Origin of the sequence: Thiobacillus sp. SCUT-2 (assembly GCF_035621355.1) — a bacterium.
In the GTDB taxonomy this organism is placed as follows: domain Bacteria; phylum Pseudomonadota; class Gammaproteobacteria; order Burkholderiales; family Thiobacillaceae; genus Thiobacillus; species Thiobacillus sedimenti.
Window position 1 is genome coordinate 2,909,357 of sequence record NZ_CP141769.1, and the last position, 22,526, is coordinate 2,931,882.

Sequence of the window (22,526 nt, forward strand, 5' to 3'; positions counted from 1 at the left end):
CCGCTCCCTGCGGTGTTCGAGGCCGGCTGCAATTTCTCTGAACCAATGCATACGTGCAAGGCTGCGGTCTATTCCGGTGCGGGTGTGCGCGTGACACGCCTCATGTGCCCAAAGCGCCTTTGATCGCGGCCATCTTGAACCCAGGTTCAAGAGTCCGCGGCTGGTCACGGCACAGGCGGGGAGCCCCTTCCCTCTCATGGACAAATACACCCTCAGGCGCCAGCTCAAGGCGGCGCGCAAGGCCATGCGGCCGGCCGAGCGTCGCCACGCCGCGCGCGTTGCGCTGAGGCTGGCGCTGCGCCACGGCCTGCTGCTGCGCGCCCGGCGCATCGGCTTCTACCTGCCGCAGGGCGGCGAGTTCGACGTCCATCCCCTGCTCAACCAGGCCTTGTGCATGCAGCGTGAATGCTATCTGCCGATCCTGCCGCGCCGCGGCCGCGTGATGCGCTTCGGTCGGGCTGGCCGCCACACCCGGATGGCACCGAACCGCTACGGCATTCCCGAGCCGCGCGACGCCAAACCGCTGCGTGCGCGCCAGCTCGATCTTCTGCTGATGCCGCTGGTGGGGTTCGACCGCGCAGGCTACCGGCTGGGAATGGGCGGCGGCTACTACGATGCGACGCTGGCGTTCATGCAGCACCGCCGCCTGTGGCGCAAGCCGCGCCTCGTCGGCATCGCCTACGAATGCCAGCGGGTGGACGCGCTGCCGCGCGAGCCGTGGGACATGCCGCTCGACGCGGTGCTGACCGAGCGCCGGCTGCACCGCTTCGACAACTCACATCGCGGCAAGGCTCACTCGCCGAGATAGGCCTGGCGCACCGCGGGATCGGCCGCGAGGTCGGAGGCCGCGCCGCTCAGCGTGATGACGCCGTTCTCCAGCACGTAGCCGCGCGCGCAGGTCTTCAGCGCGAGGTGGGCGTTCTGCTCGATCAGCAGGACCGCGACGCCCGACGCCGCGATGCGGCGAATGATGTCGAACACGGCCTGCACCATCAGCGGCGCGAGGCCCATGCTCGGCTCGTCGAGCAGCAGGAGCCGCGGGCGCGCCATCATCGCCCGCCCGAGCGCCAGCATCTGCTGCTCGCCGCCCGACAGCAGGCCTGCCATCTGCGTGCGGCGCTCGGTGAGCCTCGGCAGCAGGGCGTAGACCTCGTCGAGGTCGCGCGCGATCGCGGCGCGGTCGTTGCGCGCGTAGGCGCCCATCAGCAGATTCTCGGCGACCGACATGCGCGGGAACACGCCGCGCCCCTCCGGCACCAGCGAGAGCCCGCGCCGCGCCACCTCGTGCGCCGGCAGGCGCGTGATCGAGCGGCCGTCGAAATGCACGCTGCCGCCCTGCGGCGCGATCAGCCCGCTGATCGCCTTGAGCGTGGTGGTCTTGCCGGCGCCGTTGGCGCCGATCAGGCAGACCAGCTCGCCTGACGCCACCTCGAGGCTCAGCTCGCGCACCGCGTGGATGCCGCCGTACGCGACCGAGAGGCGGCCGACTTCGAGCAAAGCGCTCATGCGCTTCGCCCCCTCTCCCCCCCCCTCTCCCGCGTGCGGGAGAGGGGGCGAACGCTGGGCCCAAACCGATGGCTCCGCGCCCTCTCCCCAACCCTCTCCCGCACGCGGGAGAGGGGGCGAACGCTGGGCCCAAACCGATTGGATGCGCTCATATCGCCTCGTCGCCGAGATAGGCCGCGACGACCTTGGGGTCGCGGCCGACGATATCGGGCGTGCCCTCGGCGATCTTCACGCCGTAGTCGAGCACCGCGAGGCGGTTGCACAGACCCATCACCAGCTTCACGTCGTGCTCGATGAGCAGCAGCGTCACGCCGCCTGCCTGCAGCTGCAGCAGCAGTTCGCGCAGCGCGGCGCGCTCGGCCGGATTCATGCCGGCGGCGGGCTCGTCGAGCGCGAGGATCGTCGGCTCGGTTGCCAGCGCGCGTGCGATCTCGAGCCGCCGCTGGTCGCCATAGGACAGGTTTTTCGCGAGGCGGCGCGCATGCGATGCGATGCCCACGCGTTCGAGCAGCGCGTGCGCGCGCGCGCGCGAATCGGCTTCCTCGCGGCGCGCCGCCGGCAACCGCAGCACGGCGCCGAGGACGCCACTGGCGGTACGCGCATGGCGCCCGACCAGCACGTTCTCCAGCGCCGTCATCTCGGCGAACAGGCGGATGTTCTGGAAGGTACGCGCGAGGCCCGCCTTCAGCACCTCGTGCGGCTTGCGCCCGTCGAGACGGGCGCCATCGAGGCGCACTTCGCCGCGGTCGACCGAATAGAGCCCGGTCAGGGCATTGAACAGCGTCGTCTTGCCGGCGCCGTTGGGGCCGATGAGGCCGAATATCTCGCCCGCGTTCACCTGCAGCGAAACGTCGGACAGGGCCTGCAGGCCGCCGAACGCCTTGCTCACGCCAGTAACGGTCAGCAGCGCACTCATGCCTCGGCGTCGGCGAATTCGCGGCGGCGACGGCGCGAAGGCAGGAGACCGGCCGGGCGATACAGCATGACCGCGACCAGCGCGACGCCGAACAGCAGCATGCGCAGGTCGGCCGGATCGACGTAGACGTGCCCGAACAGGCTGCGCTGCCAGTCGCCCGTGTAGCGCAAGGCCTCGGGCAACAGGGTCAGCAGGATCGCGCCGAAGATCACGCCCGGGATGTGCCCCATGCCGCCCAGCACGATCATGCAGAGGATCATGATCGACTCCATCAGGTTGAACGACTCGGGGCTGATGAAGCCCTGGAAGCTCGCGAACAGGCCGCCGGCGAGCCCGCCGAAGGTGGCGCCCATGGCGAACGCGAGCAGCTTGAGGTTGCGCGTGTTGATGCCGGTCGCGGCCGCGGCGATCTCGTCCTCGCGGATGGCGACCCAGGCGCGGCCGATGCGCGAATCCTCCAGCCGCATCGAGATGAAGATCACCGCCAGCGTGAACAGCAGGAACAGGTAATACGTGAGGTGCACACCGGTGAAGGTAATGCCGAGGAGCTGATGCGACTGGCTGAGGCTGAAGCCGCCGAGGCGCACCGGATCGATCAGGTTGATCCCCTGCGGGCCGTTGGTGATGTTGACGGGCGCGTTCAGGTTGTTCATGAAGATGCGGATGATCTCGCCGAAGCCCAGCGTGACGATGGCAAGGTAGTCGCCGCGCAGCCGCAGCGTGGGAGTGCCGAGCAGGACCCCGAACAGCGCGGCGAGCGCCGCCCCCAGCGGCAGGATCGCCCAGAACGGCAGGTGCAGGCCGAATTGCGGGCTCGCAAGCCACGCGTAGACGTAGGCGCCGAGCGCGTAGAAGGCGACGTAGCCGAGATCGAGCAGGCCGGCATAGCCGACGACGATGTTGAGCCCGAGGGCGAGCATCACGTAGAGCAGCGCGAGGTCGAGCAGGCGCACCCACGAGCGCCCCATGCCGGCGTCGACGAGGAAGGGCAGCAGCGCGAGGCCCAGCGCGAACAGGCCGAAAGTCAGCCAGCGCGACTTAGGCCCGCTCGACAACGCGCGCTCCCAGAAGGCCCGACGGCCGGAACACCAGCACCGCGATCAGCACGAAGAACGCGAACACGTCCTGATAGTTGCTGCCGAGGAAGCCGCCGGTGAGATCGCCGATGTAGCCGGCACCGAAGGATTCGATCAGCCCCAGCAGGAGGCCGCCCAGCATCGCCCCGCGCAGGTTGCCGATGCCGCCCAGCACGGCGGCCGAGAAGGCCTTGAGCCCGAGCAGGAAGCCCATGTAATAGTGCGCGAGTCCGTAGTAAGCGCTCACCATCACACCGGCGACCGCAGCCAGCGCGGAGCCGATCGCGAAGGTGGCGGCAATGACGCGGTTGACGTCGACCCCCATCAGGCTCGCGACCTGGCGCGACTGCGCGGTGGCGCGCATGGCCCGGCCCAGCCGCGTTTTCTGGACCACCATGACCAGCGCCAGCATGATCAGCAGCGCGAGCACGAGGATGGCGACCTGGATGTCGCTGATGGTCGCACCGAGAACGTGATGGCGCCCCTCCGGCAGGATGGCCGGAAACGGAATGTACTGCTTGCCCCAGATCAGCATGGCGACGTTCTGCAGGATGATCGACACGCCGATCGCGGTGATCAGCGGCGCCAGCCGCGGCGCGTGGCGCAGCGGACGGTAGGCGACGCGCTCGATCACGAGGCCGAGCGCGACGCATACCGGAATCGCCACCGCCAGACCCGCGCCCAGCACCAGCACGCCCGGCAGGCCCGGCGCCGCGAGCGCCAGCGCGCCGGCCACCGCCAGCGCGACCATCGCTCCCATCATGGTGATCTCGCCGTGGGCGAAATTGATCAGCTCGAGGATGCCGTAGACCATCGTGTAGCCCAGCGCCACCAGCGCGTAGACGCTGCCCAGCACCAGACCGTTGATGAGTTGTTGCAGGAAGATGTCCATCGTCGCGCGGCGTGGCCGGCCCGATCAGCTTCGCATCAGCTCAAGTCCCGCTTTTGACGGTTTCGAGCGGCTGCCACTTGCCGCCCTTCACCTGGTAGAGCGTGACCGCGCCGCCGGCGAGGTCACCCTTGGCATCGAAACGGATGCGCCCCGTCACCCCCTCGTAGTCGGTCTTCGGCAGTTCGGCGAGGTATTTCGCCGGGTCGCTCGAGTCGGCCCGCTTCATCGCCGCGACCAGCACGTGCATCGCATCGTAGGCATAGGGCGCGTAGTTCTGGATCTGGCCGTACTTGGCCTCGAACTTGGCCTTGAATGCGGCACCGCCCGGCATCGCATCGAGCGGCAGGCCGGGGTTGGAGGCCACCACGCCTTCGGCGTCGGCACCGGCCAGCTCGATGAACTTCGGTGTCTGCACGCCGTCGCCGCCGAGGAACGTCGCCTTCATGCCGAGCTGGCGCATCTGCTTGACCATCGGGGCACCCTGCGGGTCCATGCCGCCGAAGAACACCAGGTCGGGACGCTTGCCCTTGATCGAGGTGAGGATCGCCATGAAGTCGGTCGAGCGATCCGAGGTGTACTCGCGCGCGACGACTTCGCCGCCGGCGGCCTTGACCGCCTTCTCGACTTCGTCGGCCAGCCCCTGGCCGTAGGCGGTGCGGTCGTCGATGATGGCGACCTTCTTTGCGCCGAGCTTGGTGACGGCGTAGTTCCCCAGCACGCTGCCCTGCTGGGCATCGTTGGTCATCACGCGGAACGCCGTCTTGTAGCCGGCGGCCGTGTAGGCCACCGCGGTCGCGGAGGGGGAAATCTGCGGAACGTTGTTGTCGGAGTAGATCTTGGATGCGGGAATGGTCGCGCCGGAATTGAGGTGGCCGATGACGCCGACGACGCCTTCGTCGACCAGTTTCTGCGCCACGGTGGTGGCCGTCTTGGGATCGGCCCCGTCGTCCTCGCTCTTCAGTTCGAGGGTGACCTTCCTGCCGCCCAGGGTGAGGCCGGCGGCGTTGATCTCGTCGAGCGCCAGGCGCACGCCGTTCTCGTTGTCCTTGCCGAGATGGGCCTGCGGGCCGGTGAGCGGGGAGGCCTGGCCGATCAGGACAACCGGGCTGTCGCCGTGCTGCTGCGTCTTGTCGCCGCATCCCGCGAGCAGCGCCGCCGCCACCACCATCCAACCCAGCTTGTGACCCGTCATCTGGACATCCCCGCAATCAACTGAAACCCGGGATTTATACCACAAAGGCCGCGGCGGCCGGCTTTCCGCGGGGCCGCCAAGCAAAGGGCCGGCGCTGGGCCGGCCCTGCGTTCAGGTCATGCGGAAGCGGCTTACTTCAGGCTCAGCACCCAGGTGACGATCTTGTCGAGATCCGCGTTGCTGACCTGCGGGTTCGGCGGCATGGGGATCTCGCCCCACACGCCCTTGCCGCCGGCCTTGACCTTGGCCATCAGCCGGGCCTTGGCACCCTTGTCGCCCGCGTATTTCTTGGCGACGTCCTTGTACGCCGGGCCCACGATCTTCTTGTCCACGCCGTGGCAGGACAGGCAGGCGTTCTTCTGGGCCAGGGCCATGCCGGCGCTCGCGTCGTCGGCAGCAGCCAGACCGGACATCATCAACAGGGCAGCGGACGCTGCGGTCATCAGCACTTTGTTCATCATCAGCAATCTCCGTGGAAGTCTCGACAGGCGGGTTAAGGACAGCGTCGCCCCTGCCATATTAAGGAAAATCCCCTTCCACGCAAGATGGCGGGCTGGGCATTTCCTACCCGGCCCGGATGGAATCTTGGTTTCGATGGCCTATTCGCGTTCGATCAGCGCGCGGTAGGCGTGCCAGCTGGCATGGCCCAGCCAGGGAAAGATCACCGCCATGGCGATGAAATTCGTCGCCATGCCGATCGCGACCAGCACGGCGATGGTCACGCCCCACAGCAGCATCACCGGGAAATTGAGCCGGGTCGCCAGGAAGCTCGTCACCAGCGCCGTGGCGAAGTCGACCCTGCGATGCAGCATCATCGGCAGCGACACCACCGACAGGCTGAAGATCATCAGCGCCAGCACGCCGCCAAAGGCGAAGTAGGCAAGCACGAAGCTCAGGTGCTGCTGCACGGCATCGAGGCTCAGCAGGTCGGACAGTCCGCCGATGCCGGAGCCGTTCAGGAAGAGCGCGACAAGAATGGCCGAGATGCGCTCCCACGAAATCAGCACGAACAGCAGCATCACGGTGAAAAGTCCGAGCGACCCGGGGTTGGCGCGCCACGACAGCAGCGGCGTGAACAACTGCGGCAGCTTGTGGTGGTGCTCCAGCCGGTGGCTCACGCAGTAGAACACCGTCGCCAGCACCGGCGCGACGAACAGGAAGCCCGACATCAGCGCCATCGCCAGATGCGGCTTGTCCTCGGCGGCATGCACGAGCGCGTAGCCCAGCACGGCGAACAGGATGCCGTAGAACAGGCTCAGCGGCCAGGCCCGGGCGAGATCCGCGGCACCCTCACGCAGCCAGCGGAAAGGCTGGTCGGCCGTCACGCTGCGGATGCCCGGCAGGTTCATGCGGGCGGCTTGGGGATGGAAGACGGCAGGTCCGGTATGTGTGCTCATGATCGCTCCTGAAGACAAACAGATCCACGACGGAAACACTGAACACGTCCCCTCGGCAGGCGCGGGGCAAACGGCTGCGTCTCGATTCCGTTCGCACCGCAGCTCGCGCACGCACCGGGACCCCGATGATTCAGCGTCCTTCTGTTTGATAGCAGGCGCGGTGCCGGGTTCCTAATAGCAAACGCTGATAGACGGCTACGCGAGCAGGCCGGAGAGCGCAGTCACCGGCGGCTGGCAGGCGGTGCCGCTGCACACCCAGGCGGTGGGCCGGTCGGCTTCGGGCTTGGCCAGCGCCGCCGGCAGCGCCGCGCCATTGGGGAGCGCGAACAGCATGTCGCGGACGCCGAGCTTTGGTGCCAGCGCGTCCACCCATTCGCCGAGCGCCGGCTGCGGGCCGCGCAGCAGGATCACGCGCGGTAGGACGAGGGCCTCGTCGAGCACGGCGAGCAGCGTCGGATAGGCGACCGGCATCTGCGTGAGATGGGCGTGGAACAGGCGCAGGCAGCGCTGGCTGGCGTCGAGATAGCGCGCCTCGCCAAGCAGGTGGCCGAGCCGCTGCAGCGCGAATGCGGCGACGCCGTTGCCCGAGGGGGTGGCGTTGTCGTAGCCGGGCTTCGGCCGGGTGATCAATGCCTCATGGTCGTGGCTGGTGAAGAAGAAACCGCCCGACTCGGCATCCTCGAAATGCGCCAGCAGCGCGTCGGCGAGTTCGCACGCCCAGGCGAGATCCTGTTCGCGAAAACCCGCCTGCAGCGCTTCCAGCAGCGCGTCGAGCAGGAAGGCATAGTCGTCGAGATAGCCGTTGAGCCGCGCTTCGCCCTGCTTGCAGCTCGCCAGCAGGCGGCCGTCGCGCCACAGTTTCGCGCGCACGAAATCGAGCGCGGCGTGCGCCTCGGCGACCCAGTCGGGCCGCTGCATGACGCGGCCGGCATGCGCCAGCCCGGCGATCATCAGGGCGTTCCAGGCAGTGAGCTGCTTGTCGTCGCAGCCGGGACGCACCCGCTTTTCGCGCGCGGCGAAGAGCCTGGCACGGGCGCTCGCCAGCCGCTGTGCCGCCCCGGTTGCTGGAATGCCGAGCGACGCGGCGACCTCGGCGAGCGGCTTGGCGAGGATCGGATTCCAGTGCGTGTTCTCGAAATTGGGCGGCGCATCGAAGCCGTAGACCGGCGCCGCCACCGACCATTCCTCCGCGCTCAGCAGCGCGCGCGCTTCGTCCGGCGTCCACACGTAGAACCGGCCCTCGTGGCCCTCGCTGTCGGCGTCGAGCGCCGAGTAGAAGCCGCCCTCGGGCGCGCGCATCTCGCGCAAGAGCCAGCCGACGATGCCTTCGGCCGTGTCCCTGAACAGCGCCTCGCCCGTCATCGCCCAGGCGTCGGCGTAGAGCTGCAGCAGCGGGCCGTTGTCGTAGAGCATCTTTTCAAAATGGGGGATCGCCCACTGCTCGTCGACCGAATAGCGGCAGAAGCCGCCGCCGAGCTGGTCGACGACGCCGCCCGACGCCATCCTGCGGAGAGTGAGCAGCGCCATGTCGCGCGCCTGCGCATCGCCCGCCTGCGCCCGGCGCAGCAGGAAGAACAGTTCGCCCGGGCGGGGGAACTTGGGCGCGCGCGAGAAACCGCCCCACACCGGATCGAAGGCCTGGGCAAGATCGCGCACGGCCTGGGCGAGCGGCGCTGCGGTGAGCGGAGCGTCGCCGCCCGCGGCCGGCTGCTGCTCGGCCAGCGCCTCGCGCAGCGCCGCATTCTGCGCGAGTACTTCGCCGCGCCGCTCGTGCCAGGCCCGGGCGACGTTCTCCATGAGATCAATGAAACCCGGCAGGTTGTAGCGCGGCGTCTTCGGGAAATAGGTGCCGGCGAAGAACGGCGTCTGGTCGGGCGTGAGGAAGACCGTCAGCGGCCAGCCGCCGCCGCGCCCGGCGAGCAACTGGTGCGCGGCCTGGTAGATCTGGTCGAGGTCGGGGCGCTCCTCGCGGTCGACCTTGATGTTCACGAACAGGCGGTTCATCACCGCTGCGACTTCCGCGTCCTCGAAGCAGTCGTGCGCCATCACGTGGCACCAGTGGCAGGCCGAATAGCCGATCGACAGCAGGATGGGCCTGTCCTCGCGGCGCGCCTTCTCCAGCGCCTCTTCGCCCCACGGATACCAGTCGACCGGGTTGTCCGCATGCTGCAGGAGATAGGGGCTGGGTTCGGTGGCGAGGCGGTTGGGCATGGTCACGGGCTAATAGTTGATTAAATCGCTCAACAATTGTACGCTGAGCTCCACCGAAATTGCAGGAGCCCCCCATGTCCCAGGAACTGTTCGCTGCCGCCCAGGCGGGCGACGCCGCCCGCGTCAAAGCGCTGCTCGAATCCGGCGCCGCGCACGACGCCACCGACGAAGCCGGCGAGACCGCGCTGATGCACGCCGCCCATGGCGGCCATGTCGCCGCCGTCGAGGTGCTGATCGCCGCCGGCGCCGACGTCAATGCCAAGTCGCCGCAGGGCTGGACCGCACTCGCCAAGGCCGCCTACAACGGCGACACCGAGCGCGGCTACGTCGAGGTGGTCGAGATATTGCACAAGGCCGGCGCCAATCTCGACGAGCGCATCTTCTTCGGCATCACGCCGCTGATGCTGGCAGCCGGCGGCGGCGACGGCGCGGTGGTCGAATGGCTGATCAACAATGGCGCCGACGTGCTCGCCACCAACGACGGCGGCCGCACCGCGCGCCTGATGGCGAACGACAAGTTCTACGTCGACGTGATCAATCTGCTGACCGAGGCCGAGCGCCAGCTCGGCGTATCGGAAGACGGTTCGTGCTCGTCGACCAAGAGTGTGGTGAAGCCGCAGGTGGTCAACCTGATGAAACCGACGACGCATTAAATCGGTTAGGGCGCGCGCTGCGCGCGTTCGCCCCCTCTCCCGCAAGCGCGGCGAGGGAAATCACACCCCTAGGCTTCCAGCCAGGCTATCAGCCCCTGCCACTGCTCGAGATCGCGCTCGGCGACGTGATGCGGCAGGTCGAACAGGCTCTTCCCTTCGAACGCGGCGTTGACATAGTGCTGGGTGTTGCGCAGGTACGCCAGCACCGGCAGGTCCTGCCGCGCCATGAATTGCTCAAGTGTCACGCCGGCGCGGGTGCGCGGGTCGACGCGCATCCCGACCACGCCGACGAAGGCGTGGCCCTTGCGCACCGCTTTTTCGGCATGCAGCGCGGCGAGAAAATCCTGGCTGGCGCGGATGTCGAACAGTGACGGCGCGATCGGCACCGCCACCTTGTGGGCGAGCTTCAGCGCGCGCTCGAGGTTCTTGCCGTGCAGCCCGGCGGGCGAGTCGATCACCAGCCAGTCGCTGGCGCCTTTCTGCCCCTCGCGCAGCAGCTCGATCTCCGGCAATGCCGCATCGCGCATCGCCAGCCACTGCGTCGCCGACTTCTGGCGGTCGAGGTCCAGCATCGCCACGCGCTCGCCTTTGGCCGCAAGATGACCGGCGAGGTTGGTCGACAGCGTCGTCTTGCCGCTGCCGCCCTTGGGATTGGCCACCAGGATGACGCGCATGGCGCTTGCTCCTGCCCTTACAGCGGCTCGACGCTGTAGGTGACCGCGAGCGTGTGCGTCTCGCCCGGCGCCACGGTGACGACGTTGTCCATCGCGTTGCCCGACTCGACGCACACCATCTCGCGCCAGCCTGAACCCGACTTGCCGCGCCCCATGTCGCCCATCTTCTCGGCCTTCTCGGTCCACGGCGTCCACACGATGGTGGACTGCGAGCCGCGCTTGGCGATGCGGATGCGGCGCTTGAGGCCGTTGTCGACGATGACGCAGTCGGCCGGCGTGTCGACGTAGACGCGGTCGACCTCGCCGGCGAAGCCGATCGCCCCGCTCTGCTTCTTCGTCGCGAAATTGTCGACCTTGTCGTGGAAGGTCGCGCCTTCAAGGCCGAGGACGCTGACCCCGCCGATGTCGCTGATCTGCAGATAGGTATGCAGCGCCTCGCCGATCTTCACCGGCGCATTGCCTTCGTTGGTGGTGGCGAGCCGCAGTTCCAGCTTGTCGCCCACGATCACGGTCAGCGTGAGGCGGGTGGGATGCGGCCACTGCGCGCGGGTCTGGTCGGTGTCGACGAGCTGCAGCGTGATCTCGGTCCTGGCGTCGTTGCGCTTGCGGCTGCCGGTCACCGTCCACGGCACGGTGCGCGCGAAGCCGTGCGCGGGATAGCCGGATTCCGTGTCGTGCGCGCCGAACCACGGCCAGCACACAGGCGCGCCGCCGCGGATCGACTTGCCAGGCGCGAACTTGGCGGCGTCCGACACCCACACCACCGGGGTCTGCTGCGACTTGGGCCGGTAACTCACCACGTGCGCGCCCTGCAGGCAGATCGTCGCGCGGCCGCCGTGGTTGTCGATGTCGGCGTAGGTCAGGCCGCCTGCTCCGATCCGGAAGCTGAGCTGGCCAGGGATCGCGAAGCGCGCCAGCGGGTCGGCGTGCACCTGCGCCTCGGTCGGGTGCTCGACCTGGCTGACGTCGCGCACCGCGCCGAAGGCCGCGGAGGTCGTCATCGCGGCGTAGGCACGCAGCGCGGCCGAGACCTCGCGCGCGCGGTTGACCGGCTTCCAGGCCTGCGCGCCCTTCGCGTCCATCGCGGCGCGCCGGCGCGCAAGCTCGGCGTCGTCGAGACGCACGTTGAGGCTGCGCTTGGGAATGTCGATGTCGATCATGTCGCCTTCCTCGACCAGGCCGATGGTGCCGCCTTCGGCCGCTTCCGGCGAGGCGTGGCCGATCGACAGGCCCGAGGTGCCGCCGGAGAAGCGGCCGTCGGTGATCAGTGCGCAGGCCTTGCCGAGGCCCTTCGACTTGAGATAGCTGGTCGGGTACAGCATCTCCTGCATGCCGGGGCCGCCGCGCGGGCCCTCGTAGCGGATCACCACGACGTCGCCGGGCTTGATCCGGTCGCCGAGGATGGCGGCGACCGCGGCGTCCTGCGATTCGAACACGCGCGCCGGGCCCGAGAAGCTCCAGATGCTTTCGTCGACCCCTGCGGTCTTGACGATGCAGCCGTCGGCCGCGAGGTTGCCGTACAGCACCGCGAGGCCGCCGTCCTTCGAATAGGCGTGCTCGATGTCGTGGATGCAGCCGTTCACGCGGTCGTCGTCGAGCTTGGCAAAGCGGCGGTCCTGCGAGAACGCGGTCTGCGTCGGCACGCCGCCGGGCGCGGCGCGGAAGTAGTCCTTGACGTCCTTGCTGTTGGTGCGGCGGATGTCGTAGACGTCGATCTGCTCGCCCAGCGTCTTGTGGAGAACCGTCGGCACGTCGCGGTGGACGAGGCCGCCGCGCTCGAGTTCGCCCAAAATCGCCATCACGCCGCCGGCGCGGTGGACGTCTTCCATATGGTAGGTCTGGATCGACGGCGCCACTTTGGCGAGGTGCGGCACGCGGCGGCTCATGCGGTCGATGTCGGCCATGGTGAAGTCGACGCCGGCCTCGTGCGCCGCGGCCAGCAGGTGCAGCACGGTGTTGGTCGAGCCGCCCATCGCGATGTCGAGCGCGATCGCGTTCTCGAAGGCGTCGAAGCTGGCGATCGCGCGCGGCAGCACGCGGGTATCGCCGTCCTCGTAGTAGCGGCGCGTGTTCCTGACGATCAGGCGTGCGGCGGCGAGGAAGAGGTTCCTGCGGTCGGCATGGGTCGCCAGCAGCGAGCCGTTGCCGGGCAGCGAGAGGCCGAGCGCCTCGGTCAGGCAGTTCATCGAGTTGGCGGTGAACATGCCGGAGCACGAGCCGCAGGTCGGGCAGGCCGAGCGCTCGAGCTGGTTGACCTTGTCGTCGCTGAACGCCGCGTCGGCCGCCGACACCATCGCGTCGACGAGGTCGAGCTTGATCGTCTGCTTCTCCCACACCACCTTGCCGGCTTCCATCGGGCCGCCGGAGACGAACACGGTCGGGATGTTGAGGCGCAGCGCGGCGTTCAGCATGCCGGGCGTGATCTTGTCGCAGTTGGAGATGCATACCAGCGCGTCGGCACAATGCGCGTTGACCATGTATTCGACCGAGTCGGCGATGAGGTCGCGCGACGGCAGCGAATACAGCATGCCGCCGTGGCCCATCGCGATACCGTCGTCGACCGCGATGGTGTTGAATTCCTTGGCCACGCCGCCCATCGCCTCGATCTCGCGCGCGACCAGCTGGCCCATGTCCTTGAGGTGCACATGGCCCGGGACGAACTGGGTGAACGAGTTCGCGATCGCGATGATGGGCTTGGAAAAATCGCCGTCCTTCATACCGGTGGCGCGCCACAGCGCGCGGGCACCGGCCATGTTGCGGCCGCGGGTGGTGGTCCAGGAACGATAGTCGGGCATGATGGTCACTCGTGGCAATCTATAATCGACCGGCCATTTTACTCGCGCTTTGACTCCCTGAATCCTGATTCCCGAACCCTGGCCCCTGCCCCCATGCTCGTCCACCCCCAATTCGATCCCGTCGCCCTGCAGCTCGGGCCTGTCGCCATCCACTGGTACGGCCTCATGTACCTCGTCGCCTTCATCCAGGTCATCCTGCTCGGCCGCTGGTGCATCGCGCACCGGCCCTGGACCGGGTGGACGCAGCAAATGCTCGACGACGTGCTGTTCTACGGCGTGCTCGGCGTCATCCTCGGCGGCCGCCTCGGCTACGTGCTGTTCTACAAGCCGGGCGACTATTTCGCGCACCCGCTCGACATCATCAAGGTATGGCAGGGCGGCATGAGCTTCCACGGCGGCTTTCTCGGGGTCATCGTCGCGATGGCGCTGTTCGCGCACCGCCACAAGCTGCGCTGGCTCGCGGTCACCGATTTCATCGCCCCGCTGGTGCCGCTCGGCCTCGCTGCCGGCCGGCTCGGCAACTTCATCAACGGCGAGCTGTGGGGCCGCGCCACCGACGTGCCGTGGGGCATGATCTTCCCGCAGGCCGGCGACGGCATTCCCCGCCACCCCTCGCAGCTCTATGAGTTTGCCGGCGAAGGCCTGCTGCTGTTCGCGATCCTCTGGCTGTATTCGAGGCAGCCCCGCCCCATGGGCGCCGTGTCGGGCGTGTTCCTGATTGGCTACGGCAGTCTGCGCTTCCTCGCGGAATTCGCCCGCGAACCCGACAGCTTCCTCGGCCTGCTCGGTCTCGGCCTGTCGATGGGGCAGTGGCTGTCGATGCCCATGATCGTCGCCGGCATCGTGATGCTGCGCTGGGCGCTGCGACGCGCATGATCGCGCGACTCTGGAAGGCGGCCGGCTGGCTCGGCATCGCCGCCGCGCTGGTGCTGTCGCTGATCCCGCCCTTCTTTGCCGAACGCGGCCACACCGACAAGTACGTGCACATAGCCGGCTATGCCGTGCTGATGTTCTGGTGGGCGCAGGTGGTCGTCCGCCAGCGCTGGAGGCTTGCCGCTGCCGTGCTGGCGCTCGGCGTCCTCATCGAACTGCTGCAGGGCCTCACCCCCGACCGCGACCCCGATGTCTTCGACGCCCTGGCCGACGGCGTCGGTGTCACGGCAGGGTGGCTCGCCGCGCGCCTGCTGCCCAATCTGCCCGTCTTCCTCACCCGGCTTCCCGCTTTTCGCCGCTGAGGCTATAATCCGCCCTCACGTTTTTGGGGCGGTAGCTCAGCTGGGAGAGCGTCGCGTTCGCAATGCGAAGGTCGGGAGTTCGATCCTCCTCCGCTCCACCAAATTCAAGAAGGCCAGGCAATGCCCTGGCCTTTTTCTTTTCTTCGTCCCGGCGAGCGCCACGCTTTGCCCCGCACAACGGGCACCGGGCGTCTATGATGGGCCCATGAACCGCCGCCTCGAAGGGGAGCCGCACGACGCGCCTGCGCACGGCTCTGCGGCCGATTCGATCATCCGGAGCCCGGGCACGACGAGGCCATCCTGGCGCCCCCCCGCTCCCCCTGCAAGGAGAAAGCAATGAAGCTCAAGTCATGGTTGATTCTGTCTTTCATGCTCGCGGGAGCCAATGCGTGGTCTGCCGAGACGCCCGCCGCCAGTCCCGCCACGGGTGCCGGGACCGCCACGTCGAAGGCGGAAGACGGCGCGAAGAAGGCGGCCGAGGAAGCCAGGGAAGCCGCGCGCAAGGCAGCCGATGCCGCCCGGCAGGCCCTGGACAAGGCCGAGCAGGCGGTTGGCGACACCTCGCAGAAGACCGCCAATGCGGCCCGCGAGGCGGCACGGGATGCCGCGAAGGCCGCCGAATATGCCGCCCACAAGGCCGCGCTGGCGACGCGCAAGGCGACGGCGACCGGCAAGGAAGCGGCGCGCAGGCTGGAGGACTCCTCCAGGAAGGCCGCCAGCGCGACCCGCACGGCAGTGACGAAGGCCGAAGCGACCGCGAAGCAATACGCCCACTCCGGCGCGGAGGCGGCCCGGAAGGCGGCCGAGGAAACCCGTGATGCCGCGCGCAAGGCGATGGAAGCGACCAAGGAGGCCGCGGACAAGGCGTTCGAGGGGGACGGCGCGAAGGACCACGCGACGCCTTGAGGCGCGTCGCCTGCGGGCCGGCCCCTCAGGCCAGTTCCACCCACACGGGCTGATGGTCCGATGCCGTCGTTGCGGCGTCGATGCCGTGCGCGCGCAGGCGCGGCGCCAGCCTGTCGGTGAGGAAGACGAAATCGAAGCACTCCGGCTGCTTGACGAAGTCGACGGGGTGGATGCCGACGGTCGGCGCATGCGGCGCGTTCGGGTGCAACACCGACCAGGCGTCGTGGAACGCGGGCACCTCGCCGCCGAACGGCACGAGGATGCGCGCACGCTCGGGTGCGCCGGCCGGGAAATTCATGTCCCCGCACAGCAGCGCCTCGCGGGGACGGGCGAACACCTCGAACGGCCCGCCTTGCTCTTCCGGTACTGGATCGCGCACCGCCATCGCGCAGGCCTCGGCATGCAGGCGGCGGATCGCGTCGATCTGGCTCTCGCGCTGGCGCTGCGAGTAGTACTCCAGGTGCGTGGTCATCACGCGCAGCGGCCCCACGTCGGCCTGCACCACGGCCTCGACCAGGATGCGCTGCATGCTCGGCACGTCGACTTCAGCCGGCCACGGCAGCAGGTGCCGCCAGACCTGCCCCACCGGCAGGCGCGAGAAAATCGCGTTGCCGAACAGGCTGCGGCCGCCGCGGCCGTCGGGGACATCGGTGGCGACGCCGAAGACCGGCGTGTAGCCGGGCAGCAGGGCGGCGAGCTCGGCGATTTCGTCCTCGGCGCGGCTGCCGGGCAGCGCGCCGAAGTTGACCGCGACCTCCTGCAGGCAGACGACGTCGAAGTCGCCCAGCGCGCGGATCGTTTGCGCGACGCGCGCAAGGTCGACGCGACCATCCATGCCGCGTCCCCACTGGATGTTCCAGCTCAGCAGTTTCATCGCGATCTCCAAAGCCCCTGCCGTCAGCATAGGCAAGGAATTTTCCGCGGCGGCGACGCTCGCATGCGATGAGGCCATCGCCAGCTAAACCCTTGCCGCTTCGGGGCCTTGGCCGTCGGCACGTTGCCCCGGCCGGCGGACGGGATTAAAATGCCGCACTTTTCGCTTGAATTTTGTGCGGCTTGCCCAATGGGCAGGCCGCTGCTATCTGGGCTCACGGAAACATGGAACGACAACGCTGGCTGGACGGGACGCTGTATTCGCCCGATTTCGAACGGGATAGCTGCGGCTTCGGCCTGATTGCGCAGATCGACAATCAGCCCAGCCACACGCTGGTGCAGAACGCGATCGGCTCGCTGGCCTGCATGACCCACCGCGGCGCGATCGCGGCCGATGGCCTGTCGGGCGACGGCTGCGGCCTCCTGTTCAAGAAGCCCGACGCCTTCCTGCGTGCCGTCGCCGCCGAGGCCGGCTTCGCGCTCGGCAACCTCTACGCCGCCGGCCTGGTGTTCCTGTCGCGCGACGCCGCGCCGCAGGCGCACGCGCGTTCCACGCTGAAGGCCGCGCTCGAAGCGCAGGGCCTCGTCGTCGCCGGCTTCCGCCTGGTGCCGACCGATGCGTCCGTGTGCGGCGAATCGGCGCTGGAGTCGCTGCCGCACTTCGAGCAGGTCTTCGTCAACGCGCCCGCCGGCATGAGCGAGGACGACTTCGAGCGCAAGCTCTACATCGGCCGCCGCCAGGCCGAAAAGGCGCTGGAAGCGAGCGACCCGGTGTTCTACCTGCCGACGCTGTCGTGCCGCGTGATCAGCTACAAGGGCCTGGTGATGCCGGCCAACCTGCCGGTGTTCTACCCGGATCTCAACGACGCGCGCTTCGCCTCTGCTCTCGTCGTGTTCCACCAGCGCTTCTCGACCAACACCTGGCCGCAGTGGCGCCTGGCGCAGCCGTTCCGCTACCTCGCGCACAATGGCGAGATCAACACGGTGCAGGGCAACCGCAACTGGAGCCGTGCGCGCGAGCAGAAGTTCGAAACCCCGCTGATCGCCGACATGGACGCGATCCGCCCGATCGTCGGCACCAAGGGCTCCGATTCCATGAGCCTCGACAACATGGTCGAAGGCCTGGTGATGGGCGGCGCGGGCCTCTTCCGCGCGCTGCGCCTGGTGATTCCGCCGGCCTGGCAGAACGTCGAGTCGATGGACGCCGACATCCGCGCGTTCTACGAATACAACTCGATGCACATGGAGCCGTGGGACGGCCCCGCGGGCATCGTGCTGACCGACGGCCGCTACGCCGTCTGCACGCTCGACCGCAACGGCCTGCGCCCCGCGCGCTGGGTGCTGACCAAGGACCGCATCCTGACCATCGCCTCGGAAGTCGGCGTGTGGCAGATCGATCCCGCCAACGTCGACCGCAAGGGCCGCGTCAAACCCGGCCAGATGGTCGCCGCCGACCTCGAGACCGGCCGCCTGCTGATGCCGGAAGACATCGACAACGAGCTCAAGGGTGCGCACCCTTACCGCGAGTGGCTGAAGTCGAACGCCGTGAAGCTCGACCTCTCGCTGAACCAGGACGCCGACATGGCGGTGATGGATGCGGCGAGCCTGCTGACGCACCAGAAGCTCTTCAACGTGAGCTTCGAGGAGCGCGACCAGATCATCCGCGTGCTCGCCGAGGACGGCGCCGAGGCGATCGGCTCGATGGGCGACGACACGCCGATGGCCGTGCTTTCGCAAAAGGTCCGTTCGCCATTCGACTACCTGCGCCAGCAGTTCGCGCAGGTCACCAACCCGCCGATCGACCCGATCCGCGAGGCGATCGTGATGTCGCTCAACACGGCCTTCGGCCCCGAGCGCAACCTGTTCGAGCAAACCCCGGCGCACGCGCACCGCGTCGAGGTGCACACGCCGCTGCTGTCGAAGGAAGCCTTCGACAAGCTGCTGAACCTGAACGACCCGGCCTTCGCGCCGTTCACGCTCGACCTGCACTACGACCCGGCTTCAACCTCGCTCGAAGCCGCGATCAAGGCGCTGACCGCGCGCGCGGTCGACGCGGTGAAGTCGGGCAAGGTCATCCTGGTGCTGTCCGACCGCAATCTCGCCAAGGACCGCCTGCCGATCCATGCGCTGTTCGCCACCGGCGCGGTGCACCATGCGCTGATCGCGGCCGGCCTGCGCTGCAACGCCAACATCGTCGTCGAGACCGGCACCGTGCGCGACCCGCACCACTATGCCTGCCTGATCGGCTACGGCGCGACCGCGGTGTATCCGTATCTCGCCTACCAGGTCATCGGCGAATTCGTGAAGACCGGCGAGATCAAGCCCGGCCTCGACAAGGCGCTGTCGAACTACCGCAAGGGCATGGACAAGGGCCTCTACAAGGTGCTGTCGAAGATGGGCATCTCGCTCGTCGCGAGCTACCGGGGCGCGCAGCTGTTCGAGGGCGTCGGCCTGCACGAGAACGTCGTCGAACTGTGCCTCAGGGGCACCGTGTCGCGCATCTCGGGCGCCGATTTCGAGGATTTCGAGTCCGACCAGAAGCTGCTGCACAAAACCGCGTTCAATCCGCTGAAGCCGCTGTCGGCCGGCGGCCTCCTGAAGTTCATGTTCGGCGAGGAATTCCACGCCTACAACCCGGACGTGGTGCAGCAACTGCAGAAGGCGGTGAAGACCGGCGACTACGCCGAGTACAAGAAATATTCCGAGATCGTGAACACCCGCCCGGTCGCAATGATCCGCGACCTGATGAAGCTCAAGGACGGCGCGCAGGCAATCCCGCTCGAGGAAGTCGAACCGCTCGAATCCATCCTCAAGCGCTTCGACTCGGCCGGCATGTCGCTGGGCGCGCTGTCGCCGGAAGCGCACGAGGCGCTCGCCGAGGGCATGAACCGCATCGGCGGCCGCTCCAATTCGGGCGAGGGCGGCGAAGACCCGAAGCGCTACGGCACGGCCAAGACCTCCAAGATCAAGCAGGTCGCCTCGGGCCGCTTCGGCGTCACCGCGACCTATCTGGTCAACGCCGAGGTGCTGCAGATCAAGATCGCCCAGGGCGCCAAGCCCGGCGAAGGCGGCCAGCTGCCGGGCGACAAGGTGTCGCCGATGATCGCGTCCCTGCGCCACTGCAAGCCGGGCACGCCGCTGATCTCGCCGCCGCCGCACCACGACATCTACTCGATCGAGGACCTGGCGCAGCTGATCTTCGACCTCAAGCAGGTCAACCCCGACGCGCAGGTGTCGGTGAAGCTCGTCGCCGAGCCCGGCGTCGGCACGATCGCCGCAGGCGTGGCCAAGGCCTACGCCGACCTCATCACGATCTCCGGCTACGACGGCGGCACCGGTGCCAGCCCGCTGGCCAGCGTGAAGTACGCCGGTTCGCCGTGGGAACTCGGCCTCTCGGAGGCGCAGCAGGTGCTGCGCGCCAACGGCCTGCGCGGCCGCGTCCGCGTGCAGACCGACGGCGGCCTGAAGACCGGCCTCGACGTCATCAAGGCGGCGATCCTCGGCGCGGAATCCTTCGGCTTCGGCACCGGCCCGATGGTCGCGCTGGGCTGCAAGTACCTGCGCATCTGCCACCTCAACAACTGCGCCACCGGCATCGCCACGCAGAACGAAAAGCTGCGCAAGGAGCACTTCATCGGCCTGCCCGACATGGTGGTGAACTACTTCAAGTTCGTCGCCGAGGAGACGCGCGAGTTGATGGCGTCCCTCGGCATCAGGAAGCTGACCGACCTCATCGGCCGCACCGACCTGCTCGACGTCTCCGCCGGCGACACGCCGCGCCAGGGGCGCTTGAAGCTCGACGTGCTGCTCTCGCAGGGCGACATCCCGGCGGATGCGCCGCGCTTCGCGCAGCAGGAACGCAACCCCTCGTTCGACAAGGGCGAGCTCGCCGAGCGCATGGTCGCCGACGCGATCGGCGCGATCAGGGCGGGCACGCCGGTCGAGCTGCGCTATGAAGTGCGCAACGTCAACCGCTCGATCGGTGCACGCCTGTCGGGCGAGATCGCCAAGGCACACGGCGCCCACGGCCTGCCCGACGACACCATCCGCATCGACCTCGCGGGCTCGGCCGGTCAGAGCTTCGGCGTGTGGAACCACAAGGGCCTGACCCTGACGCTCGAAGGCGACGCCAACGACTACGTCGGCAAGGGCATGGGCGGCGGCCGCCTGGTGATCTTCCCGCCGAAGGCCGCGACCTTCGACGCCCATCGAAATACGCTGATCGGCAACACCTGCCTGTACGGCGCCACCGGCGGCGAGCTCTACGCCGCGGGCATGGGCGGCGAGCGCTTCGGCGTGCGCAACTCGGGCGCGCTGGCGGTGGTGGAAGGCATCGGCGACCACGGCTGCGAATACATGACCGGCGGCACCGTGATCGTGCTCGGCGACACCGGCCTCAACTTCGGCGCCGGCATGTCGGGCGGCATGGCCTTCGTGGTCGACGAAGCCGGCGATTTCGTCTCCAGGCTCAACAAGGAGATGGTCGAGGTCACGCGCATCACGAGCAACGACACCGAGCCCTATCGCGTCTTCCTCAAGGGCCAGATCGAGCGCCACCACGGGCTCACCGGCAGTGCGCGCGCGAAGGCGCTGCTCGCCGATTTCGACGCCACGCTGGCGAAGGTGTGGCTGGTCAAGCCGAAGCGCATTTCGATTGAAGACCTGGTCGAGGATCTCCCCGGCCAGGCCAAAGAAGCATTGGAAGCATAACGATGGGCGACGTATTCCAGTTCCTCAAGCAGCCGCGGCGCGACGGCGACAAGACCCCCGCCGACGTCCGCAAGCATGAGTTCCGCGAGATCTACGCGCTGATGGACCCGGCGCACGCGCAGGAACAGGCCGACCGCTGCCTCGGCTGCGGCAACCCCTACTGCGAGTGGAAGTGCCCGGTGCACAACTACATCCCGAACTGGCTGAAGCTCGTCGCCGAGGGCCGGCTGTTCGAGGCGGCCGAGCTGAGCCACCAGACCAATTCGCTGCCCGAGGTGTGCGGCCGCGTCTGCCCGCAGGACAGGCTGTGCGAAGGCGCCTGCACGCTCAACAGCGACGGCTTCGGCGAAGCGGTCGGCGGCGGCCCGAACACGGGCGGCTTCGGCGCGGTCACGATCGGCCAGGTCGAGAAGTACATTTCCGAAGAGGCCTTCAAGGCCGGCTGGCGCCCCGACCTGTCGAACGTCGTGCCGACCGGCAAGAAGGTCGCGGTGATCGGCGCCGGCCCGGCCGGACTGGGCTGCGCCGACGTGCTGGTCCGCAACGGCGTGAAGCCGGTGGTGTACGACCGCTACGAGGAAATCGGCGGCCTGCTGACCTTCGGCATTCCCGAGTTCAAGATGGAAAAATGGGTCATGACCCGCCGCCGCGAGGTGCTCGAGGGGATGGGCGTCGAGTTCCGCCTCGGCACCGAGGTCGGCCGCGACGTGACCATGCAGGCCCTGCTCGACGAATACGACGCCGTGTTCATGGGCATGGGCACCTACACCTACATGAAGGGCGGCTTCCCCGGCGAGGACCTGCCCGGCGTACTGGAAGCGCTGCCCTTCCTGATCTCCAACGTGCGCAAGTGCCTCGACCTCACCAAGCCCGGCGAAGCCTTCCACGACATGAAGGGCAAGCGCGTCGTCGTGCTCGGCGGCGGCGACACCGCGATGGACTGCAACCGCACCAGCATCCGCCAGGGCGCGGCTTCGGTCACCTGCGCCTACCGCCGCGACGAGAAGAACATGCCGGGCTCCAAGCGCGAAGTCGCCAACGCGAAGGAGGAAGGGGTGCAGTTCCTGTGGAACCGCCAGCCGGTCGAGATCGTCGGCAGCGGCCGCGTCGAGGGCGTCAAGCTCGTGACGACCGAGCTCGGTCCGCCGGACGCGCGCGGCCGCCGCACGCCGGTGGTCGTCCCCGGTTCGGAGGAAATCGTGCCGGCCGATCACGTGATCGTTGCGTTCGGCTTCCGCCCGAATCCGCAGCCTTGGTTCGCCGATTTCGGCATCACCGTCGACCCGAGCGGGCGCGTGGTCGCCAGCGGCCAGAAGCATGCCTACCAGACGGCCAACCCGAAGGTCTTCGCCGGCGGCGACATGGTGCGCGGCTCGGATCTCGTGGTCACCGCCGTGTGGGAAGGCCGCGAGGCCGCCAAGGGCATCCTCGCCCAGCTCGGCCTGCTGTAAGCGCCGCGATGGGTGCCGGCGGTGCCCGGCGCCCCCTTT

18 protein-coding genes, 1 tRNA gene and 1 other RNA gene are annotated in these 22,526 nt (G+C 68.3%); 9 read left to right on the plus strand and 11 right to left on the minus strand.

The features are described from left to right. Position 1: 1 nt before the first annotated feature. Positions 2 to 186: non-coding RNA, 6S RNA (gene ssrS / locus VA613_RS14445), on the plus strand. Positions 187 to 196: 10 nt separating this feature from the next. After that, positions 197 to 808, plus strand: a complete 612-nt coding sequence (locus tag VA613_RS14450; protein WP_324779723.1) for a 5-formyltetrahydrofolate cyclo-ligase — start codon at positions 197 to 199, stop codon at positions 806 to 808. On the opposite strand, the gene VA613_RS14455 is transcribed toward VA613_RS14450, so the two are convergent. From VA613_RS14455 to VA613_RS14490, 8 genes are all read right to left on the minus strand, one after another. Further along, positions 793 to 1,506: an ABC transporter ATP-binding protein gene (locus tag VA613_RS14455; RefSeq protein WP_407702852.1), complete on the minus strand. Its 714-nt coding sequence runs from the start codon at positions 1,504 to 1,506 to the stop codon at positions 793 to 795. The genes VA613_RS14450 and VA613_RS14455 overlap by 16 nt on opposite strands. Positions 1,507 to 1,654: 148 nt before the next feature. Next, positions 1,655 to 2,422 carry an ABC transporter ATP-binding protein gene (locus VA613_RS14460; protein ID WP_324779724.1) on the minus strand — a complete coding sequence of 256 codons (768 nt, stop codon included), beginning with the start codon at positions 2,420 to 2,422 and terminating at the stop codon, positions 1,655 to 1,657. Then, positions 2,419 to 3,477 carry an ABC transporter permease subunit gene (locus VA613_RS14465; RefSeq protein ID WP_407702853.1) on the minus strand — a complete coding sequence of 353 codons (1,059 nt, stop codon included), beginning with the start codon at positions 3,475 to 3,477 and terminating at the stop codon, positions 2,419 to 2,421. The genes VA613_RS14460 and VA613_RS14465 overlap by 4 nt, the downstream gene beginning before the upstream one ends. Next, entirely contained in the window at positions 3,461 to 4,390 is a 930-nt protein-coding gene (locus VA613_RS14470; protein ID WP_324779725.1) for a branched-chain amino acid ABC transporter permease, read from the minus strand. The genes VA613_RS14465 and VA613_RS14470 overlap by 17 nt, the downstream gene beginning before the upstream one ends. A 40-nt stretch (positions 4,391 to 4,430) precedes the next feature. After that, positions 4,431 to 5,582, minus strand: a complete 1,152-nt coding sequence (locus tag VA613_RS14475) for a branched-chain amino acid ABC transporter substrate-binding protein (protein WP_324779726.1) — start codon at positions 5,580 to 5,582, stop codon at positions 4,431 to 4,433. A gap of 131 nt (positions 5,583 to 5,713) precedes the next feature. Beyond that, on the minus strand, positions 5,714 to 6,043 hold the full coding sequence (locus tag VA613_RS14480) for a c-type cytochrome (protein ID WP_324779727.1): 330 nt from the start codon (positions 6,041 to 6,043) through the stop codon (positions 5,714 to 5,716). Between the two features lie 138 nt (positions 6,044 to 6,181). Continuing rightward, on the minus strand, positions 6,182 to 6,979 hold the full coding sequence (locus VA613_RS14485) for a DUF2189 domain-containing protein (RefSeq protein ID WP_324779728.1): 798 nt from the start codon (positions 6,977 to 6,979) through the stop codon (positions 6,182 to 6,184). A gap of 195 nt (positions 6,980 to 7,174) precedes the next feature. Beyond that, a complete protein-coding gene (locus VA613_RS14490; RefSeq protein ID WP_324781262.1) occupies positions 7,175 to 9,190 on the minus strand; it encodes a thioredoxin domain-containing protein in 2,016 nt (671 codons plus the stop codon). A gap of 74 nt (positions 9,191 to 9,264) precedes the next feature. Here VA613_RS14490 and VA613_RS14495 point away from each other — a divergent pair, with 74 nt between their 5' ends. Then, positions 9,265 to 9,843: an ankyrin repeat domain-containing protein gene (locus VA613_RS14495; protein WP_324779729.1), complete on the plus strand. Its 579-nt coding sequence runs from the start codon at positions 9,265 to 9,267 to the stop codon at positions 9,841 to 9,843. 68 nt (positions 9,844 to 9,911) lie between these two features. On the opposite strand, the gene VA613_RS14500 is transcribed toward VA613_RS14495, so the two are convergent. Both VA613_RS14500 and ilvD read right to left on the minus strand, forming a co-directional pair. Next, positions 9,912 to 10,517, minus strand: coding sequence for a ParA family protein (locus tag VA613_RS14500; RefSeq protein WP_324779730.1), 606 nt, complete (start codon positions 10,515 to 10,517; stop codon positions 9,912 to 9,914). Between the two features lie 17 nt (positions 10,518 to 10,534). Next, on the minus strand, positions 10,535 to 13,312 hold the full coding sequence (ilvD, locus tag VA613_RS14505) for a dihydroxy-acid dehydratase (protein WP_324781263.1): 2,778 nt from the start codon (positions 13,310 to 13,312) through the stop codon (positions 10,535 to 10,537). A 93-nt stretch (positions 13,313 to 13,405) separates the two neighbouring features. Between ilvD and lgt the strand changes: the two genes are divergently transcribed. The 4 genes from lgt to VA613_RS14525 all read left to right on the plus strand — a co-directional run bounded on the left by lgt (position 13,406) and on the right by VA613_RS14525 (position 15,453). Further along, positions 13,406 to 14,188, plus strand: coding sequence for a prolipoprotein diacylglyceryl transferase (gene lgt / locus VA613_RS14510; RefSeq protein WP_324779731.1), 783 nt, complete (start codon positions 13,406 to 13,408; stop codon positions 14,186 to 14,188). Then, positions 14,185 to 14,547 carry a VanZ family protein gene (locus VA613_RS14515; RefSeq protein WP_324779732.1) on the plus strand — a complete coding sequence of 121 codons (363 nt, stop codon included), beginning with the start codon at positions 14,185 to 14,187 and terminating at the stop codon, positions 14,545 to 14,547. Before lgt ends, VA613_RS14515 begins: the two co-directional genes overlap by 4 nt. Positions 14,548 to 14,572: 25 nt before the next feature. After that, positions 14,573 to 14,648: transfer RNA gene (locus VA613_RS14520), tRNA-Ala, on the plus strand. 235 nt (positions 14,649 to 14,883) lie between these two features. Next, positions 14,884 to 15,453, plus strand: a complete 570-nt coding sequence (locus VA613_RS14525; protein ID WP_324779733.1) for a hypothetical protein — start codon at positions 14,884 to 14,886, stop codon at positions 15,451 to 15,453. Between the two features lie 25 nt (positions 15,454 to 15,478). Here VA613_RS14525 and VA613_RS14530 read toward each other — a convergent pair whose 3' ends face one another. Next, the gene (locus VA613_RS14530) at positions 15,479 to 16,327 is read right to left on the minus strand and encodes an endonuclease/exonuclease/phosphatase family protein (RefSeq protein ID WP_324779734.1); all 849 of its coding nucleotides are present in this window, start codon (positions 16,325 to 16,327) and stop codon (positions 15,479 to 15,481) included. Between the two features lie 224 nt (positions 16,328 to 16,551). Here VA613_RS14530 and gltB point away from each other — a divergent pair, with 224 nt between their 5' ends. Together gltB and VA613_RS14540 are read left to right on the plus strand one after the other, a co-directional pair. Further along, positions 16,552 to 21,036: a glutamate synthase large subunit gene (gene gltB / locus VA613_RS14535; RefSeq protein WP_324779735.1), complete on the plus strand. Its 4,485-nt coding sequence runs from the start codon at positions 16,552 to 16,554 to the stop codon at positions 21,034 to 21,036. Between the two features lie 2 nt (positions 21,037 to 21,038). Beyond that, a complete protein-coding gene (locus tag VA613_RS14540; RefSeq protein WP_324779736.1) occupies positions 21,039 to 22,487 on the plus strand; it encodes a glutamate synthase subunit beta in 1,449 nt (482 codons plus the stop codon). Positions 22,488 to 22,526 lie beyond the last annotated feature (39 nt).

Excerpts from the sequence above, each read along its gene's own strand:
- VA613_RS14450 (WP_324779723.1), top strand. The coding sequence starts at position 197 with ATGGACAAATACACCCTCAGGCGCCAGCTCAAGGCGGCGCGCAAGGCC.
- VA613_RS14455 (WP_407702852.1), bottom strand. The coding sequence starts at position 1,506 with ATGAGCGCTTTGCTCGAAGTCGGCCGCCTCTCGGTCGCGTACGGCGGC.
- VA613_RS14460 (WP_324779724.1), bottom strand. The coding sequence starts at position 2,422 with ATGAGTGCGCTGCTGACCGTTACTGGCGTGAGCAAGGCGTTCGGCGGC.
- VA613_RS14470 (WP_324779725.1), bottom strand. The coding sequence starts at position 4,390 with ATGGACATCTTCCTGCAACAACTCATCAACGGTCTGGTGCTGGGCAGC.
- VA613_RS14475 (WP_324779726.1), bottom strand. The coding sequence starts at position 5,582 with ATGACGGGTCACAAGCTGGGTTGGATGGTGGTGGCGGCGGCGCTGCTC.
- VA613_RS14480 (WP_324779727.1), bottom strand. The coding sequence starts at position 6,043 with ATGATGAACAAAGTGCTGATGACCGCAGCGTCCGCTGCCCTGTTGATG.
- VA613_RS14485 (WP_324779728.1), bottom strand. The coding sequence starts at position 6,979 with ATGAGCACACATACCGGACCTGCCGTCTTCCATCCCCAAGCCGCCCGC.
- VA613_RS14490 (WP_324781262.1), bottom strand. The coding sequence starts at position 9,190 with ATGCCCAACCGCCTCGCCACCGAACCCAGCCCCTATCTCCTGCAGCAT.
- VA613_RS14495 (WP_324779729.1), top strand. The coding sequence starts at position 9,265 with ATGTCCCAGGAACTGTTCGCTGCCGCCCAGGCGGGCGACGCCGCCCGC.
- VA613_RS14500 (WP_324779730.1), bottom strand. The coding sequence starts at position 10,517 with ATGCGCGTCATCCTGGTGGCCAATCCCAAGGGCGGCAGCGGCAAGACG.
- ilvD (WP_324781263.1), bottom strand. The coding sequence starts at position 13,312 with ATGCCCGACTATCGTTCCTGGACCACCACCCGCGGCCGCAACATGGCC.
- lgt (WP_324779731.1), top strand. The coding sequence starts at position 13,406 with ATGCTCGTCCACCCCCAATTCGATCCCGTCGCCCTGCAGCTCGGGCCT.
- VA613_RS14515 (WP_324779732.1), top strand. The coding sequence starts at position 14,185 with ATGATCGCGCGACTCTGGAAGGCGGCCGGCTGGCTCGGCATCGCCGCC.
- VA613_RS14525 (WP_324779733.1), top strand. The coding sequence starts at position 14,884 with ATGAAGCTCAAGTCATGGTTGATTCTGTCTTTCATGCTCGCGGGAGCC.
- VA613_RS14530 (WP_324779734.1), bottom strand. The coding sequence starts at position 16,327 with ATGAAACTGCTGAGCTGGAACATCCAGTGGGGACGCGGCATGGATGGT.
- gltB (WP_324779735.1), top strand. The coding sequence starts at position 16,552 with ATGGAACGACAACGCTGGCTGGACGGGACGCTGTATTCGCCCGATTTC.
- VA613_RS14540 (WP_324779736.1), top strand. The coding sequence starts at position 21,039 with ATGGGCGACGTATTCCAGTTCCTCAAGCAGCCGCGGCGCGACGGCGAC.